The following is a 15,755-nucleotide window of genomic DNA, read 5'->3' on the forward strand; positions in this document are numbered from 1 at the left end:
GCGGCGGGATGGCCGTCCAATCGACCGGAAACCGCATTTCGCAACCTCATCTTTCTAGGCGTTTTACGAATTTGATCAGGGTTCGGTCTCGGTCAGTTCCACGGCGGGGGCCCCGGGGGAGGCCGCCGCGGCGGGGTCCCGGCGAAGGAAGCGCGAGAAGGCCCAGCTGGCCATGAGCAGCACGAAGATCACGCCGCAGATGACGAGGCCGACCTGGAGCATGTGGTGCTTCATGAAGTACAGGATCTCGTCGCGGTAGATGACGGTAAGCACGCCCCATATCCCGTAACGGACGATGCGCCCCAGGGTGGTGGCCAGGGTGAAGACCGGCCAGGAGAGCCTCAGGACGCCGGCGGTCAGGACGAAAAGCTTGAACGGCATGGGGGGCGGGATGATGCAGGGGACGAAGACGGCCCAGAACCCGCGGCGGCGGAACCAGGCCGCGAACCGTCGGTACTTCTGTTCCGAGATGTGGCGGCGGACAAGGATCTCGCCGCCCCGCCGACCCATGGCGAAAAGGATGAAGGAACCGAGCAGGGAGCCGACGGTGCTGGCCAGGACGAACCACAACATGTACGCCGGGTGGTGGATGGAGAAGTAGACGACCAGGATGTCGTTTCCCTCGGGGACCGGGGTGAAGGACGAGTCGAAGAAGCCGATCAGGCAGAGGGCCAGCCCGGCGGAGAAAGGCCCTGCCGTTTTCGCGTACGCCTCCACCGCGATGCCCACCTGCTTGAAAAAGCGGCCCACCGCCTTGAGGCCGGACCAGAAGAGGGACGGGTCGTAGAGGGCCACCACCAGGGCGCCGAGGGTGAGCACCCCCAGCACCGACAGCCATCGCTTCTTCCGGGGCGTCATGTTCACGGCCGTTTTCGCGGGGCGCGGCGGGAGGGTGCAGGGCGCCGGGGGGTGCTTCGGGGAGGGACGGGCCTGCGCGGCGCCCGGACGGCCTTTTCCGGGGCGGGCCCCGGGGGCGGGACGGCTTCCTCCTCCTGGAAATAGATGAGCATGCGACCGACCCGGCCGACGAACTCGCCCGGAAGACCGGCGGCCAGCTCGGCCTCGGCTTCGGCGGGGGACAGGAAGGCGTTGGGGAGGACCTTGATCTTCACGATTCCGGTGCTGCGGGCCGTGCGTTCGATCTCGGCGAGGAGGCCGGGGCTGATACCGTCCTTCCCGACGTGGACGGCGGGCTTGATCCCGTGCGCCCGACCCCTCAGTTCTTTCCGCATTTTTCCACCCAGCATGGTCACCCCCGAAAAGGCGCAAGTCTACCCTGCGGCCGCCCGGTTTTCAAGTGGTAATCAGCGGTTGGTCACGGAACGGTAGATCCGGTCGAGGCGCTCCCCGATGGCCCGGTACTCGAAGTTACGTTCCACCAGCTTGCGGGCGGCGGCGCCCATGGCGGAGGCGCAGGCATGGTCCTGGAGCATGTAGCAGACGCTCTCGGCGAAACTTTCCTCGGTGTTGGCCATGGCGGCGTCGACCCCGTCCGTGACGTCGATGCCTTCGCAGGCCAGCTCCGTGGCAACAACGGGCTTCCCCATCGCCATGGCCTCCACCACCTTCACCCGCATGCCCAGGCCGAGGCGGATGGGGGCCACGATGACGGCGCAACGGGCCATGTAGGGCCGGATGTCGGGGACGAAACCGGTGACGGTGATGTCGGTGCGGCCATGCAGCTGCCGGATCTCTTCGGGAGGGTTGCTGCCGATGACGTAGAAGTGGGCGTCCGGGATTCGTTCCTTGACGAGGGGGAAGATGTCGTGGACGAAATAGTGGACGGCGTCCACGTTGGGGTAGTGCTGGAAGGCCCCGAAGTACCCGATGGCGTTGGGCTCGGGGGTGACGTCGGACATGGGGGCGAAATAGGCGGTGTCCACGCCGTGGGGGAGGATCTCCAGTTTCTCCTGGGGAACGTACCCCACCAGGGCGTTCGCGTCGTGCCGGTTCATGCAGATGACCCGGTCCATCTGGTTGAGCACGTCCAGCTCCCGCTTCATCATCTGGAGCGAGTCGTAGTAGTCCTTGAGCTTCTTCAGCGGGCCCTTGACGAAAGGGAGGCTCCGCTGGAGGGCCAGGAAGTTCACCTCGTGCTCGGTGAGGACCGAGGGGATGTGGGCCAGGTCCTTGTGGTAGATCCCCATCTGGACGTACTCGTACTGGACCAGGTCGAACTTCTCCCGCTGGACCAGTTTCTGGAGCTTCTTGCGGAAGTCGTCCTGGCTGTAGGCCATGAAGGGTTCGAAGGGGAAGGGGTAGAAAGGGAGCTTCTCACGGGTCAGGAAAACCGAGATCTTCTTGCACATGGACCGGAGGTCCTTGAGCCGCGAGTCGTCGTCCAGGCGGTTCTTGAAGCAGAGGAGGGTGATCTCGTGGTGCCGGTGAAGGTAGTGCAGCAGTTCGAAGATTCGGCTGCTCCCCCCGTGGAGGCCTCGGCCCGGCAGATATGCGCTGATGAAAAGTATCTTCATTCCCCGTCCCGCCAATCCATTTATTCTATATGCAAACCGCCCGGCCATCAAGACAAAACCGATTGCCTGAAGGGACGGGCTCGGGTACAATCGGTTCAAAGCGAGCCGAAGCGGATTCGGGAGACGGCGGGGGAGCGGCCCGGGGAGAGCGAAGCCGACGACGACGCCGGCCCCGGGCGGCGAGGGAAGGGGAGGGATGGCGGGAGGAGAAAGCGAATGAGGCTGCCCTGTTCTCAGTGCGGGGGGAACCTGGAGGTCTCCCCGGTCGACCGGTTCATGCAGTGTGCCTTCTGCGGGAGTTCCCTGGTCATCTCGCGCGGGAAAAGCTACCAGCCGATGCTGGTGACGCCCCTGGCGGACGGGCGGCGCGCGATGCAGGCGGCCGCGGAAGCCCTCGAGACGGACCCGGCGGCCCTGGGCATCCCGGAGGTCCGCTTCGTGCCCTACTGGGTTTCCGCGAACCGCCTGACCCTGGCGGCGCCTTCCCTGGGCGTGCTGACCGGGGTCCCCACGGTCCGCGCCAAGCCGGCGGGCGACATCCGCTTCCGCCAGGACGACCTGGGGACGCAGTGGGACCCCGAGTCCTTCGAGGAACCGGAGACGCTCCCGGAGGAGCAGGAAAAGCCCGAGGTCCTGTTCTACCCCTGCTACCGGATCCCCGCTCCCGGGGATGACCCGGAGACGGACGAGGTCTGGGTGGACGGCATGGACGCCACCGTCTTCAACGCCGAGCCGCACTCCCCCTTCACCGTGTCCGTGCGGCAGGATCTTTACTGGTGCGCGGCCGCCTTCGTCATCCCGGTGGCCTTCGCCCTGATGCCGCTGCCCCCGTGGACGCCGGCCGTCGCGGGGGTCACCGTCGCCATCGGCTATCTTGCACGGGGGGGGAGGTGACGATGCCCGGTGAAGTGCGGAACGTCGGCTGTCCCGATTGCGGCGGCGTCCTGAACGTCGCCCGGGGCGAAACCGTGACCCGTTGCGATTACTGCGGGGGGAAGTTCTTCTCCCCAGACCACCTGGAGCCGTCTTACCTGGTTCCACCGGTCGTCTCGCGCGAGGCGGTCGGGGAGTGCGTCCGGCGCGGGATGAAGGCGCTCGGGGGCGTCATGACCGACGGGGACGTCCACTTCTACGTGTCCCCGGCCTTCCTGCGGAATGCGACGCTGTCGGAGACGGTGCTCTACTTCGTGCCCTTCTTCCGTTACTCGGCCATCCGGGCGGGCACCACCCCCTTCAAGCAGGAGCGGGACGTCCGCCACCACGTCCAACTGACCGGCGACCAGCGGGGGGAAGGTCAGCTCAGTGAACAGATCGAGATCCGGTACAAGCTGGAAACCCGGGTCGTGCTGTCCGAGGTGGGGATGGTGATCCCCGCGGTGGACGCGGGGGCCGGGCGGTCCACCCAGTGGGGCCTGCGGGAACTGCTCGACGAGAGCCGGTTCCTCTCCGGGAGTTCCCTGCCCCTCGAGCCCTTCCGGCGGGAGCGGGCCGAACGGGAGGGCATCGTGCTCCAGCCCTTCCGGTCCTGCGCGGACGTCAAGGCGCGCTGCCGGGAGATGTACCGGACGCAGCGCACCAAGACCCGCGAGGAAGTGGAAGGCGTGCCCCGGGGGAGGCGGGGGGACCCGTCGTTCGACCCGTCGGACCGCCCCCTGGAGACGCTGGGGAGGTTGGGGGTCTTCTCCTCCACCAGCATGGACTACGACGCCATCGACTACTCCACCGACATCGTGGACGACCGGGTGGCGGTCTACTACTGCCCCCTGTGGAAGGTCACCCTCAAGCACGACGGGAAGCGCTACGAGGCGTTCATGGACGCGGCCCGGGGGCGACTCCTGAGCCTCGAGGTCAAGGTGGGCGGGCCGGTGAGGCCGCACGGGCTTTTCCTGAAGGCCCTCCTCCTCGGCCAGGCGAACGCGCTCGGGTTCTGGCTGGCTTCCCTTTACAAACCGAGCTTTTTCGGCCTCGCCGGTTTCCTCGTGCTCGCTTCCCTCCTCCTGCTGTACCGGGATGCTGCCCGGTCCGTGCCGGGGGAACTCCCCAGCGTGAAGGTGCTCGACCATGGATTTTTCAAGGATTAGCTGCCGCCACTGCGGGATCAAGCTCGACGGCGCACCGGGCGACGTGGCCTTTGCCTGCCCCGAGTGCCGGAAGGCCTACGCCTTCCACCTGCCCCGTCACGGCTTCGGGCCGCCGGGCGAGGAAGTGCCCGACCTCGAGTCCCGGGTGAACCGGATCCGGACGTTCTTCAACGGGGCGGCCGATTACCCCGTGGAGTGCATCCCGCTCCCGGTCGACCCTGCCCTGGCAGGCGTGGGCCGGGACCTCCTCCTGCCGTTCTGGTTGTTCGGGGTCCGGCCCACCTTCTCCTGCGAGTCCGACAAGCGGGTCGACCGCTTTCACTCCCTGGCCGCCAACCTGTTCCCCATGGTTCCCGCCTATGCTTTTCACGGGCTCCAGTACGTCGGGTGGCCCGGCAGCGAGCGGGACCTCCTCGCGAGACCGGCCACGGCCGCGCCGAGGGTCCCCGTCTACGGCATCGCCCGCGACCCCCTGACCGCCTTCGTCCTGGCCTGGTTCTTCATCTACCGACGGGCGGACAACCTCTCCGACGTCTCCAACGTGGAGATGGAGCTGGACCACTTCGAGACGACCCTGGTCGGGGTGGAGGTAGAGGAACGGGACGGGAAGCTCCGGCTGCCCTTCAGCGACCGGACGTACCCCGCCTGCTACTTCGACGACCTCGGCGCCGTCCGGAAACTCCTGGCCTGAGGGAGGGTCAGGGTGCGCCCGCCTCGCGCCAGAGCGGAAGACGGACAGTGAACGTCGACCCCTTTCCCTCCTCGCTTCGCAGCTCCATCAGACCCCGGAAGCGGTTCACCAGTTCCTTCACGCCCGCCAAGCCGACCCCGGTGCCCTGGACCCGGCTGCGGCGTGCGTTGGAGGCTCGGTAGAATTCCTTGAAAAGGTTCGGGATGTCTTCGGCGGGGATGCCCATGCCCGTGTCTTCCACCCGGAGGACGGCCCATTCCCCCTCTCTCGTCAGGCGTGTCCGCACTTCCCCGGCTTCCGTGTACTTGACGGCGTTCCCCACCAGGTTCGAAACGATGAGGCGGAAGGCCTGGACGTCGATCCGGACCGGCACCGGGTCGGCCGGGAGGTCCACCGCCAGGTGAAGGCCCTTCGCCTCGGCCGGTTGCACGTACCCCGCGTGAACGGCCCGGGTTTCGGCGGCGAGGTCGCAGACCGTCACCTCGCCCAGGGGCCGGCCTCCCTTGATCCGCGACAGGGACAGGATGTCGCTCACCAACCCGAGGAGTTCGTCGAGGCGGCACTCGATCCGGGACAGGACCGACACGAGGTTCGCATTGCCCTCGTTCGCGAAGCGAAGGGCGGCGGCCAGGGACTTGGACGCGGCCAGGGGGGACTTGAGCTCGTGGACGATGATCCGCATGAAGTCGGACTTCTCCTTCTCCAGGCACTTGAGGGTGGCCAGTTCGTCGTAGAGGCGGGCGTGGTGGAGCGCGTACGCCACGAAACGGGAAACGCTCTCGAGCGGCTCAAGATCACTCTCGCAGAAGATGCCGCTCTTCCGGTTGATCACCTGCACCACCCCGCGGAGTTCCCCCTGGAAGAGCGCGGGGGCGCACGCCACGTCCCGGGTGCGGAACCCGGTTCGGGCATCCCAGGACCGGTCGAAACGGAGGTCGGGGTCGATGGCGCCGAGGTCGCCGTAGGCGTCGGGGATCACGAAGGCCCGGCCGGTCGCCGCGCAGAACCCGGCCAGCGACTGTTTGCCGATGGGGATGCGGATGGCGCGAGCGATGTTGTCCAGGGTGGTGATGGACTCGAGTTCGCGGGTGTCGTCGAGGGCGAGGTAGATGGTGGCCTGCTCGGCGTCGAAGAGGCGCCGGACCGCCGCGGTCGTCTTCCGGAGCACGCTGGAGAGGTCCACCTCGCCGAAGATCTGGTCGTACATCTCAAAGAGGGTTTCCCGGACGATCAGATCCTTGGGTTTGAACGGGTTTCGGCCGGAATGCGTCGACGAGGGCATCGCCACCTCTCCCTGTCCACCGCCACACCCCTGTTCTGACCCGGCTCTGCAACTGACGGTGAATCCATTCCCAGTATAACGCAATCTCAATCATTCTCAAGAGCATTTCGCCGGAACCGGTGGGAGCTCGGGGGCGGGGGTCGACCCCGCGCCGGGACGAATCGAAGGTGGGGCTTGCAATAGAAGCCGGAGAGATGTACTAAGAAAGAGAAACCGAAGCATGGTTTCGGCGGCGGGACATCGGTAAAGGCGGAAGGCAAGGGAGGCCAGGGTGAAAAAGGGCAGTCTGAAGGCCAGCGGGATCCTGAGAATCCAGGAACTGGGACAGCTCGAGGCCGTTTCGACCTCGAACCCCGGCCAATTCACAGGTCTCATCCTCGACCAGTTGTACGAACACGGGATCAACGTCCAGTTCGCGGCGGAGGTCCTCGCTCCCGATTCACGGCATCTCCTGACCCTCTGCGTCGAAGCGGGCGAGGTGAACCGCGTCGCGGGCCTCTGGGAAGCCGGCAAGGACCGGCTTCACCTCGAGAGCTACAGGACGAGGCCCGAGGTCACCGTGCTGGCCGTTTACGGCCCCCATTTCAGGGAGCGCCCGGGGGCGGCATGCGTGGCCTACCAGGCCTTGATTCGGGCCGGCGTGCCGGTTTTCGCGATCTCGACGTCCTTCTCCGCCATTGCTTTCGTCCTGGACCGAAAGGATGTCGAGAAAGGGCTCGACTCCCTCCTGTCCGCCTTCGACCTCGGACAGGGGGCCGTGCTCACCGCCATGGAAGGGTGTTCGAAACGGGTTTGAGTCGCGGGGTTGCGGGGTGGCCCGATCAGGCCCCCGGGGACCCGGCTTCGCTCTCTTTGAGGGCCTTCTCGATCTCCTGCACCATCACGTCGGGTGCGACCGGCTTCTCGAGGAATCTCTGGACAGGCAGCCAGTGGCCGTCCTGTTCGGGGGAGAATTTCCACGTGTCACTCATGTGCTCGGTCACCGAGGTCAGCATGAGGATCGGCAGGCGAGGCCACTGGGTCCGGATGTCCTTGGCGAGGTCGAAACCGGAGGTGAACTCCTCCATCATGCAGTCGAGAACCATGAGGTCCGGCGTCGATTTCTGCAACAGGTTCCAGGCTTCCTGGCTGGAGTAGGCTTCCGTGACGGTGTACCCTCTGGTTTCGAGGATCATGCGGTAAGCCTGGATGATGTCCGGGTCGTCGTCCACGATCATGATGTGCGCCATGGGGGCCTCCTCCTCCTGAATTTCCTTCCTTTCCTCTCAGCCGCCACCCAAGACCCGGAAGCCTCCGGAATACCCGAGCATGACGGATTGTGCTTCAAGTCTTTTCATTCGCAGGCAGCTGAATTCTACCCTAACCCGCGGGGTGCAGGCAACGCTTTTCTGCTGTGCCTGGAGTGGAAGTCGTGGGGCCCCGCGTGGCCGTGACGAGAGCGGCCGCCAGCAGCAGGAGGGCCTCCAGGGGGTGCCGGTAGCGGTACAGGAAGAAGTGGCTCAAATAGAAGCCCGTCGGGTAGAGCACCAAAAACCACAGGCAGGCGCGGTCGATGGTCCCGCCGCGGGCCGGGGAGCGAAGGCGTCCGATCATCCAGAACGTCAGGACGGCCCAGAAGAGGACCGTCAGGGCCGGCCGCAACGGGTTGGGCTTGAAGGGGTGCAGGCTCCAGAACCAGAGGATGCGCTGGGCGGTCAGGGCCAGGAAGTCGGCCGGCCGCTGCGTGACGAAGTCGGCAAAACGCGAGGCGCAGAGCCGGCCGTAGGCGATCTCCCCCATTCCCAGCAGTTGACGGCGCTCGCTCTCCGACGCGGCGGGGAAGCGTTCCGCGTGGGCGGCGTAGGGGTTCGCCCGACTCCCCGCGTTGTTGCCGAAATAGAGTTCCATGGGCATGTTGGACTTGAACAGGACCCACCCGCCGAGGGCGAGGCGGTTCCGGACGAGCCAGGGGGCCCAGAGGGCGGCGGCGCAAAGGACGATCACCAGGGCGAACCGGGTGGCCGTCAATCCCCGCCGCGGGCGCGCGCTCCCCGGGGCGTGTCCCGGGTTTGCCGGGGGGCGGCGGCGCCACCGGAGGGCGCACCGGGATTCCCACCCCACGAAGAAGAGCAGCGAGGCGGGCTCGCAGAGGACGGCGAGCGCCGACGCGAGGCCGTGAAGCCAAAGGGCGCCGTCCCGGCCGGTTTCCTCGAGGCGGTGCAGGGACAGCAGCGACAGGAAGGCGAAGAGGGCGAAGAGGACGGTGCCGTGGGTGTCGGCCACGGCGTAGTACCAGGTGCCGGGGTAAGCGAGGAAGCAGAGTACGCCCAGCCCGGCGGGGACGGCCCCGGCCGCGGCGTGGAGAAGCCGGCGGGCCACCTCGATGGAGATCGCCGTCAGGATCGCCTGGACCACGAGGTACGCGGCCAGGGCCGCCGGGGTGTACGTGCCGAAGAGGGCGAAGACGAGCCACCACAGGAGGGTGTTCGGCGGGGTGACCCACGCCGTCGGGGGCGGCGGTCCCGTGTCCCCCTCGACGGGTGGGCGTCCGGGGGACGCGGAGGGGACGGTTTCGAACGTGTCCCCCGGAAGGCGGGCGAACGGGGAGGCGTAGCCGTACCCGGCAACGAGGTTGCGAGCTACGCGGCCGGACTCGAACCCGCAGGGCCAGGTGGTCCCGGGAAGCACCGACCAGGGCCGGGTCACCAGGAGCAAACCGGCGCAGGCGAGGAGGAAGAGCCCGAGCAGCAGGCGGGAACCCGACGGGGACCCCGCCCGGGCGACACACGTTTCCAGGTGGTCACGGAACCCGGGCATCGGGATCAGTCCACCCACTCGTCCATGGGCAGGGGGGCGGAGGCAGGGGCGTCGATCTCCCGGCGGCGCGGGGCGGAGCCGCGGGGCCGGGACGTGTCTCCCCCGGGCCGGAAGTCGGTGTCCTGAAGGCGGAGACGGTCTTCCCGGATCACGGGGTCGTCGCCCAGGGCCGTCCCGATCCAGCGGAGGGCGGCGGTGACCGCTTCGGGCGCGTCCTCGCCCGCCTCGCGGTAGAAGACCCGGCGGCCCTGCTTGCGGGACTCCACCAGGCGGGCCCCCTGGAGGATGGAGAGGTGCTTCGACACGGTGGAAGGCGCGAGGCCGACAAGCCGGACCAGGGTCCCGACGCACTGTTCGCCCCCCTGGAGGGCCACGAGAAGCCTGACCCGCTGGGGGTCCGAGACGGCCTTGCAGATCGCCATGAATTCCCGCATGCGGTTTCCCTCCAATGTTGTCATGTGGCGAAATGAAGGGTATCAGAAGTCCGGGCCCCGTTCAAGAGGGAGAGCGGTTCAGTCCCCGAAGAACGTGTCCAGAAGACGCTTGGCGCCGGCGGCGGCGGGGAGCCGGCCGTCGAGGACGTCTCGCTCCACCTCCCGCAGGATCCGCTGGACGGCGGGTCGCGACTCGAAGGCCTGCCGGAGCTGGTCCAGGACCATGTCGCGCATCCAGTCGAGGGTTTGCGCCTTCCGGCGGACCTGGAGGAAGCCGGAGCGGGAGGTCCGGTCACGGAAATCCCGGATCACGTCCCACAGCTCGGGAACCCCCCCGCCCGTCAGGGCGGAGCAGGTGAGGGCCCGGGTGGCCCACCCCTCCGTGGCGGGCGCCAGGTAGTGCAGCGCCCGCTCGTACTCCGCCCGGGCCACCTCGGCCCGGCCGGCGTTGTCGCCGTCGGCCTTGGTGATCACCAGGGCGTCCGCCAGCTCCATGATCCCCTTCTTGATGCCCTGGAGCTCGTCGCCCGCGCCCGAGAGCATCAGGAGCAGGAAGAAGTCCACCATGGAGCGGACCGTGATCTCGCTTTGGCCCACCCCCACCGTCTCCACCAGGATGGTGTCGTAACCGGCGGCCTCGCACAGGAGCAGGGTTTCCCGGGTCTTCCGGTTCACGCCCCCGAGGGCGCCGCCGGACGGGGAGGGGCGGATGAAGCACCGGGGGTCCCGGGCCAGGCGCTCCATGCGGGTCTTGTCGCCCAGGATGCTGCCGCGGGTCAGGGAACTGCTGGGGTCGACGGCCAGGACCGCGACCCGGTGCCCCCGCTCCACCAGGAAGCAGCCGAAGGTCTCGATGAAGGTGCTCTTTCCCACCCCCGGGACGCCGGTGATGCCGATCCGGAGGGAATCACCCGTCCGGTGAAGAACACGGCAGAGCAGGTCCTGGGCCGTGTCGGTGTGGGAGGAGAGGTTGCTCTCCACCAGGGTGATGGCGCGGGCGAGGGTGGTCCGGTCCCCGGCCAGGACGCCGCCGACGTAGTCTTCCACGGACAGCTGCCGGGCCCGGTGCACCCGGGACGGGGCGACCCGGTGGGTCACCCGGGCGGCCTCGGAGGGCAGGCCGTCGTGGCGGTCCTCCCGGCCCTCCATGACCCGGGAGGCGAAGCCTTCGCCACCGCCGGGGGGCGCCCACTCGGGCAGACGGGTCTTGACGGGATGGTCCTTCATCGCGGGCCGCTCCCAGCGGGCCCCGTGCCATCGGCGAGGGCGGCCAGTTCGGCGTGCCGGAAGCAGTGGACCAGGTGATCGTTCACCATCCCGACGGCCTGCATGAAGGCGTAGCAGATGGTGGAGCCCACGAAGGAGAACCCGCGGGACCGCAGGTCGGCGCTCAAACGGTCGGAGAGGGGGGTGCGGGCGGGGACCTCGGAGAGGGTCTCCCACCGGTTCACCGCGGGCCGGCCTCCCGTGAAGCCCCAGAGATAGGCGGCGAAGCTCCCGAACGCGGCCTGGACCTCCAGGAAGGCCTTCGCGTTGCGGATGGAAGCCGACACCTTGAGCCGGTTCCGGACGATGCGCGGGTCGGCGAGCAACGCCGCTTCACGGTCGGGGCCGAACGCGGACACCCGCTCCGGGTGGAAACCCTCGTAGGCCGCGCGATACCCCTCCCGCCGGCGGAGGATGGTCAGCCAACTCAGCCCCGCCTGGGCGCCCTCCAGGATCAGGAACTCGAAGAGGAGGCGGTCGTCGTGAACCGGCACGCCCCACTCCCGGTCGTGATAGGCGGTGTATTCCGGGTGGGAGAGGCCCCAGCCGCAACGTTTGGTCCCGGGTTCCATGGGTCGGCGCTCCCTGGCGTTCAGTGGCCGGCGACCAGGCCCGAGCCGATGCGGGCGGTGACGTCCAGGAGTTGGGCGGGGTACAGGCCCAGCGCCACGCTCACCGCCCCGCAGGCCGCCAGGACCGTGGCCGTGCCGGCCGAGAGGTCGGGTTCGACGGCGTCGTCGGGACGCTGGCGCGTGAACATGACCACAATGACCCGGAGGTAGTACCACGCCCCGATGAGGCTGGCCACGATGGCCACGAGGACCGGGGCGTACCATCCCTTCTCCAGGGCGGCGGAGAAGAGGTACAGCTTGCCGATGAAGCCGGCGGTGGCGGGGATGCCGGCCAGGGAAAGGAGGCAGATGGCCAGGGTGGACCCCAGGAAGGGGCGGGTGAACCCGACGCCCTGGTAGTCGTCCAGGTTGACGCGGCTGTCCCCCTCGCCGGCCAGCACTGTCACGGCGGCGAAGGCCCCGATGGTCATGACGGCGTAGACCACGAGGTAGAAGAGCACGGCCGAGTAGGCCGGGCCCGAGGCGGTCAGGAGCCCGAGGAGGATGTAGCCGGCGTGGGCGATGGAGGAGTAGGCCAGGAGCCGCTTGAGGTTCTCCTGCCGGAGCGCCGCGAGGTTCCCGACCAGCATGGTCAGGACGGAGGCCGCCGCGAGGAGCGGTTTGACGAAAGCCCCCTCGGGCGGGGTGGCGTAGAGGGCGATGCGCACCAGTGCCGCGAAGCCCGCAATCTTGGGGACGGAAGCCAGGAAGGCGCTCACGGGGCTGGGGGCGCCCTGGTAGACGTCGGGCGCCCAGACGTGGAAGGGGACGACGGCCAGCTTGAAGAAAAGCCCCGCGAAGATCATCAGCAGGCCCAGCAGAAGGCCGAAGGGGACCTCCCGGAAGGAGCGGCAGGCGGACAGCACGTCCAGGACGGCCGTGTACCGCGTCCCGCCGGCCGACCCGTAGACCCAGGCGATGCCGTAGAGCATGACCGCGGCCGAGAGGGACCCGACGAAGAAGTACTTGACGCCGGACTCGGCGGATTCGGGGTTTTCCCTCCGGTATGCCGCCAGGACGCAGGAGGCCAGGGAGAGGATCTCCAGGCCGATGAAGAGAAGGATGAGGTCGACGGCGCCCGCCATGATGCCCACGCCGGAGAGTGCGAAGAGGAAAAGGGCGAAGTACTCGCAGCGCGGCAGACGCCCGACCCGGAGAAAACGGTGGGAGAGCCCGGCGAGGAGCAACCCGGAGCCGGCAACGGCCAGTCGTATCAGGAGCAGAAACGCGTCGGAACGGAAGGTGCCGTGAAGGCGAAACCCGGTGCCCTCCAGGGCGCAGAGGACCGCGGCGGCGCCCGAGGCCAGGCAGGCCAGGGCCGTCAGGGCGGGGGCCACGGAGCGCCGCTTCAGGAAAGGATCGACGGCCAGGATCAGGACGCCGGCGGCGGCGAGGGTGATTTCCGGCAGGATTGCGAAGAGATCGTCGAGTGGCACGGTGTTCGTCTCCCTGCGTTGTTGTCGGGACGCGCGCTCAGTTGCGGGGGATGCCGGAGAGCATCTTCAGGGACCCGTCCTGGAACAGTTCGAGCGCCAGGAACGGGTCGATGCTGCTCAGGGTCACGTATCCCCCGATCTGGCCGTCGGCGGCCGGGATCACGTCCGGGCTGTTGATCAGGTTCAGGATGCGTCCCGACGGCGGGATGGACAGGGTCTTCTGCCCGGTGATCAACCCCGACTCCTTGTAGACCTTCATCTGAACGCTGATGGTTTTGGTCGTGCCGGGGTTGACCAGGCTGAACCCGTTGAAGTACACCAGGGTGCTCCCCTGGATGGGGCCCGCCGCCACGTGGCTGAACACGCACGAGGTGTAGGTGTCGGGCTCCATCGGGAGGGCCGACTGGAACTGGGGGACGGCGTTGACCCCGTCCCCGAAGACGACATCGCCGATCAACCCGCTCCGGGTGGAGGTGACCACCGCGTAACCGGTCACGTAGGCCGGGTGGGTCGCCGGGTCGGGGAGCGCGAAGAGGTTCCAGGCCGAGCCGATGTACTGGCCCCCGGCCGGGATGACGGCCTGCCCCACGAGGGGTCCCGCCACGCCGTCCCGGTGGAAGGTGAAGGTCACCGTCGCCGCCTCCGCAGCGGTGTTGATCACCGAGAACGTGGTGTCGTAGGGGATGGTGAAGCCGGGCAGTTCGCCGCCGGTCGCGACGTGGGGGCAGTAGAGGGTGGAGACTCCGGGATTGCCCGACAGGGGGAGGGTCCGGACGGTCACACAGGTCTGGCTTTCGTTGTAGAACCGGGTCAGGGCCATGCCCGTCACGGCGCCGTAGGTGGACTTGACCTTCCCGACGATGTAGGCGCCCGACACGTCCACCGAGGTCCAGTCGCGGAAGAACAGGTCGCGGAGCGAACCGGAGAGGAGGGCCCCCGGGGGGATGGCCCGGTCGGTGACGACGTTCCCCAGCGTGGCCCCCGACGCGTCCTTGAGAGTGAGGTCGACGGTCACGGAGGCGGAGAAGGGGTTCGCCACGGTGATCTCCGTCTTGCGGGCGTAGGCCCCGTTCCCGTAGAGCTCGGACACGCGGGTGATGTAGAAATCCCGGAAGGTGCTGTCGGAGGCCACGGTCCCGTCCATGTAGGTCCCGGCGCTGTCCGCTTCCAGGAAGAAGCCCCGGGCGTCCCAGGAGTTGGAGAAGATCTGGACCCAGGCCGGGGTAGTCGGGGTGGTGAGCCCGAAAAGGTCGGTCCCGAGGAAGGGGAGCTGGCTCTGCGGTTCGAGGATCCGGGTCGCGGGGTTGGAAACGCCCGGCATGTCGTAACCGTCCTTGTCGATGGCGTAGGCGATGAAGCTCGATGCCGACGGGGTGGGATTGCTGATGGCGTAGCCCGTGAACTCCGGGGTGCCGGTCACCAGGATGGGGGCGTTCATCACCCGGGGGTAAAGGCAGATCAGGCCGACCGAGTCCTTCAGGGCGAGCTGGGGCGAGCCCAGCACGTTCACCGCCGCCAGTTGGATGCCGTCGGGGGCGAGGGTGATCTGTTCCGGCCCGGCGCCGACGGGCCCGGTGGGGGTGTAGGAGAGGATGTTCCCGGTCACCCAGTCGAAGCAGACCAGTTCCGAACTCTGGAGGGAGGCGATGGCCGCGGTGGTTCCCTCGGGCAGGACGACGATGTTGTTGTACCCGTCCCAGCCCGCTTCGCCCGAGCTGTCGTAGATTTCCTTGTGCAGGGTGAAGGCGTGGGGGTTGGACTGGACGTCGATGACGTAGATCCGGTTGAGGATGATGGAACTGGCGAGCACGTAGTGCCCGTCCGGCGAGATGGCGATCCGGCTGAGGCTGGCGTTGGAGTGGCTCTCGGCCGAGAAGTGAATGAAGTACTGGCTCGAGTAGGTCGGTATGTTGAAGGAGAGGACGTCGTTGAGCCCGGAGTCGCAGACGTAGCCCCAGGTGCCGTCCGGGGCGAAGACGATGTTGTTGTGGCAGGCCCCCTTGGTCCCGACCCGGTCGAAGTCCGCCTCCACCATGTTGAAGGTGTTCAGGACCGTGAAGGACGGGGGGGACGCGATGTTGACGACGGTGATCTGGTCGTTGGTCGACTGGCCGTTGCACAGGACGAAAGCCTTGTCCCCCGCCGGGTTGATGTAGGTCCGGACGGGCCCGACCCCGGTGCTGAGGGTCGAGGTCAGCTGCCCCGTGGACAGGTTGAAGATGAAGACCTGGTTGGCGGAGAGCTTGTTGTTGCAGACGAAACCATACTGGCTGTTGGGGGTGAAGGCGATGTTCCCGTAGAGGCTGAACTGGGCGTTGAGGGGGGGGGCGTAGGTCCTCACGGTGTTGTCGCTGAGCTGGATGATGGTCACGCTGGTGCTTCCCGCGTTCAGGACGCAGGCGCGCTGTCCGTCGGGGGTGATGAAGATTCCCGCGGGCTCGGTCCCGGTGGGGACGGTGGTGACGATATTGCCGGTCGACCGCATCGGGTCGAAGACGATCACGCGATTGTTCTGCGGGTCGGTGACGTACCCGTGGCCGGTGACGGCGGAGAAGGCCACGTTGTTGTAATAGGCGTAATCCTCGATATTGGTCTGGACCAGGCCCATCCGGATCTGGGCATCGACCGCCGCCGCCCCCAGCAGGCAGAGCGCCGTGAACAGGAAGATTCTCTTTCGCATGGTG

At 67.6% G+C, this 15,755-nt stretch carries 15 protein-coding genes; 4 read left to right on the forward strand and 11 right to left on the reverse strand.

Features of this window, described 5'->3' with window-relative positions; genetic code table 11:
- Positions 1-75: 75 nt before the first annotated feature.
- Genes KA419_15630 through KA419_15640 form a run of 3 tightly spaced genes read right to left on the reverse strand, consistent with a single transcriptional unit; the run spans position 76 to position 2,474 of the window.
- Positions 76-864, reverse strand: a complete 789-nt coding sequence (locus KA419_15630) for a VTT domain-containing protein (protein MBP7867365.1) — start codon at positions 862-864, stop codon at positions 76-78.
- Positions 861-1,247 (reverse strand): YhbY family RNA-binding protein, encoded by a 387-nt coding sequence (locus KA419_15635; protein ID MBP7867366.1) that lies wholly within the window; start codon positions 1,245-1,247, stop codon positions 861-863. Before KA419_15635 ends, KA419_15630 begins: the two co-directional genes overlap by 4 nt.
- A gap of 57 nt (positions 1,248-1,304) precedes the next feature.
- Positions 1,305-2,474 carry a glycosyltransferase gene (locus tag KA419_15640; protein ID MBP7867367.1) on the reverse strand — a complete coding sequence of 390 codons (1,170 nt, stop codon included), beginning with the start codon at positions 2,472-2,474 and terminating at the stop codon, positions 1,305-1,307.
- Positions 2,475-2,690: 216 nt separating this feature from the next.
- Between KA419_15640 and KA419_15645 the strand changes: the two genes are divergently transcribed.
- From KA419_15645 to KA419_15655, 3 genes are read left to right on the forward strand one after another with little or no spacing between them, the layout of a single operon-like run.
- The gene (locus KA419_15645) at positions 2,691-3,368 is read left to right on the forward strand and encodes a hypothetical protein (GenBank protein MBP7867368.1); all 678 of its coding nucleotides are present in this window, start codon (positions 2,691-2,693) and stop codon (positions 3,366-3,368) included.
- Positions 3,369-3,370: 2 nt separating this feature from the next.
- Positions 3,371-4,555 carry a hypothetical protein gene (locus KA419_15650; protein ID MBP7867369.1) on the forward strand — a complete coding sequence of 395 codons (1,185 nt, stop codon included), beginning with the start codon at positions 3,371-3,373 and terminating at the stop codon, positions 4,553-4,555.
- Positions 4,536-5,246, forward strand: coding sequence for a hypothetical protein (locus KA419_15655; protein MBP7867370.1), 711 nt, complete (start codon positions 4,536-4,538; stop codon positions 5,244-5,246). The genes KA419_15650 and KA419_15655 overlap by 20 nt, the downstream gene beginning before the upstream one ends.
- 7 nt (positions 5,247-5,253) lie before the next feature.
- Here the strand turns inward: KA419_15655 and KA419_15660 are convergent, their stop codons facing one another.
- The gene (locus tag KA419_15660) at positions 5,254-6,528 is read right to left on the reverse strand and encodes a GAF domain-containing sensor histidine kinase (GenBank protein ID MBP7867371.1); all 1,275 of its coding nucleotides are present in this window, start codon (positions 6,526-6,528) and stop codon (positions 5,254-5,256) included.
- Between the two features lie 271 nt (positions 6,529-6,799).
- On the opposite strand from KA419_15660, the gene KA419_15665 reads away from it, so the two are divergent.
- Entirely contained in the window at positions 6,800-7,324 is a 525-nt protein-coding gene (locus tag KA419_15665; GenBank protein ID MBP7867372.1) for a hypothetical protein, read from the forward strand.
- A 25-nt stretch (positions 7,325-7,349) separates the two neighbouring features.
- On the opposite strand, the gene KA419_15670 is transcribed toward KA419_15665, so the two are convergent.
- The 7 genes from KA419_15670 to KA419_15700 form a co-directional block, all read right to left on the reverse strand.
- The gene (locus KA419_15670) at positions 7,350-7,757 is read right to left on the reverse strand and encodes a response regulator (GenBank protein MBP7867373.1); all 408 of its coding nucleotides are present in this window, start codon (positions 7,755-7,757) and stop codon (positions 7,350-7,352) included.
- Positions 7,758-7,887: 130 nt separating this feature from the next.
- Positions 7,888-9,324 (reverse strand): hypothetical protein, encoded by a 1,437-nt coding sequence (locus KA419_15675; GenBank protein ID MBP7867374.1) that lies wholly within the window; start codon positions 9,322-9,324, stop codon positions 7,888-7,890.
- Between the two features lie 5 nt (positions 9,325-9,329).
- Positions 9,330-9,758 (reverse strand): winged helix-turn-helix transcriptional regulator, encoded by a 429-nt coding sequence (locus tag KA419_15680; GenBank protein MBP7867375.1) that lies wholly within the window; start codon positions 9,756-9,758, stop codon positions 9,330-9,332.
- A 78-nt stretch (positions 9,759-9,836) separates the two neighbouring features.
- Positions 9,837-10,985: a methylmalonyl Co-A mutase-associated GTPase MeaB gene (gene meaB, locus KA419_15685; protein ID MBP7867376.1), complete on the reverse strand. Its 1,149-nt coding sequence runs from the start codon at positions 10,983-10,985 to the stop codon at positions 9,837-9,839.
- Positions 10,982-11,596, reverse strand: coding sequence for a DNA-3-methyladenine glycosylase I (locus KA419_15690; GenBank protein ID MBP7867377.1), 615 nt, complete (start codon positions 11,594-11,596; stop codon positions 10,982-10,984). Before KA419_15690 ends, meaB begins: the two co-directional genes overlap by 4 nt.
- A gap of 20 nt (positions 11,597-11,616) precedes the next feature.
- The gene (locus KA419_15695; GenBank protein MBP7867378.1) at positions 11,617-13,071 is read right to left on the reverse strand and encodes an NADH-quinone oxidoreductase subunit N; all 1,455 of its coding nucleotides are present in this window, start codon (positions 13,069-13,071) and stop codon (positions 11,617-11,619) included.
- Between the two features lie 37 nt (positions 13,072-13,108).
- On the reverse strand, positions 13,109-15,751 hold the full coding sequence (locus tag KA419_15700; GenBank protein MBP7867379.1) for a YncE family protein: 2,643 nt from the start codon (positions 15,749-15,751) through the stop codon (positions 13,109-13,111).
- Between the last annotated feature and the right edge of the window lie 4 nt (positions 15,752-15,755).

The sequence above is a fragment of the Acidobacteriota bacterium genome (genome assembly GCA_018001935.1).
Taxonomy (GTDB): Bacteria; Acidobacteriota; JAAYUB01; order JAAYUB01; family JAAYUB01; genus JAGNHB01.

Bases quoted from the DNA above. Each gene is read 5' to 3' on its own strand.
- KA419_15635 (MBP7867366.1), bottom strand. From the start codon at position 1,247: ATGCTGGGTGGAAAAATGCGGAAAGAACTGAGGGGTCGGGCGCACGGG.
- KA419_15640 (MBP7867367.1), bottom strand. From the start codon at position 2,474: ATGAAGATACTTTTCATCAGCGCATATCTGCCGGGCCGAGGCCTCCAC.
- KA419_15645 (MBP7867368.1), top strand. From the start codon at position 2,691: ATGAGGCTGCCCTGTTCTCAGTGCGGGGGGAACCTGGAGGTCTCCCCG.
- KA419_15650 (MBP7867369.1), top strand. From the start codon at position 3,371: ATGCCCGGTGAAGTGCGGAACGTCGGCTGTCCCGATTGCGGCGGCGTC.
- KA419_15655 (MBP7867370.1), top strand. From the start codon at position 4,536: ATGGATTTTTCAAGGATTAGCTGCCGCCACTGCGGGATCAAGCTCGAC.
- KA419_15660 (MBP7867371.1), bottom strand. From the start codon at position 6,528: ATGCCCTCGTCGACGCATTCCGGCCGAAACCCGTTCAAACCCAAGGAT.
- KA419_15670 (MBP7867373.1), bottom strand. From the start codon at position 7,757: ATGGCGCACATCATGATCGTGGACGACGACCCGGACATCATCCAGGCT.
- KA419_15675 (MBP7867374.1), bottom strand. From the start codon at position 9,324: ATGCCCGGGTTCCGTGACCACCTGGAAACGTGTGTCGCCCGGGCGGGG.
- KA419_15680 (MBP7867375.1), bottom strand. From the start codon at position 9,758: ATGCGGGAATTCATGGCGATCTGCAAGGCCGTCTCGGACCCCCAGCGG.
- meaB (MBP7867376.1), bottom strand. From the start codon at position 10,985: ATGAAGGACCATCCCGTCAAGACCCGTCTGCCCGAGTGGGCGCCCCCC.
- KA419_15690 (MBP7867377.1), bottom strand. From the start codon at position 11,596: ATGGAACCCGGGACCAAACGTTGCGGCTGGGGCCTCTCCCACCCGGAA.
- KA419_15700 (MBP7867379.1), bottom strand. From the start codon at position 15,751: ATGCGAAAGAGAATCTTCCTGTTCACGGCGCTCTGCCTGCTGGGGGCG.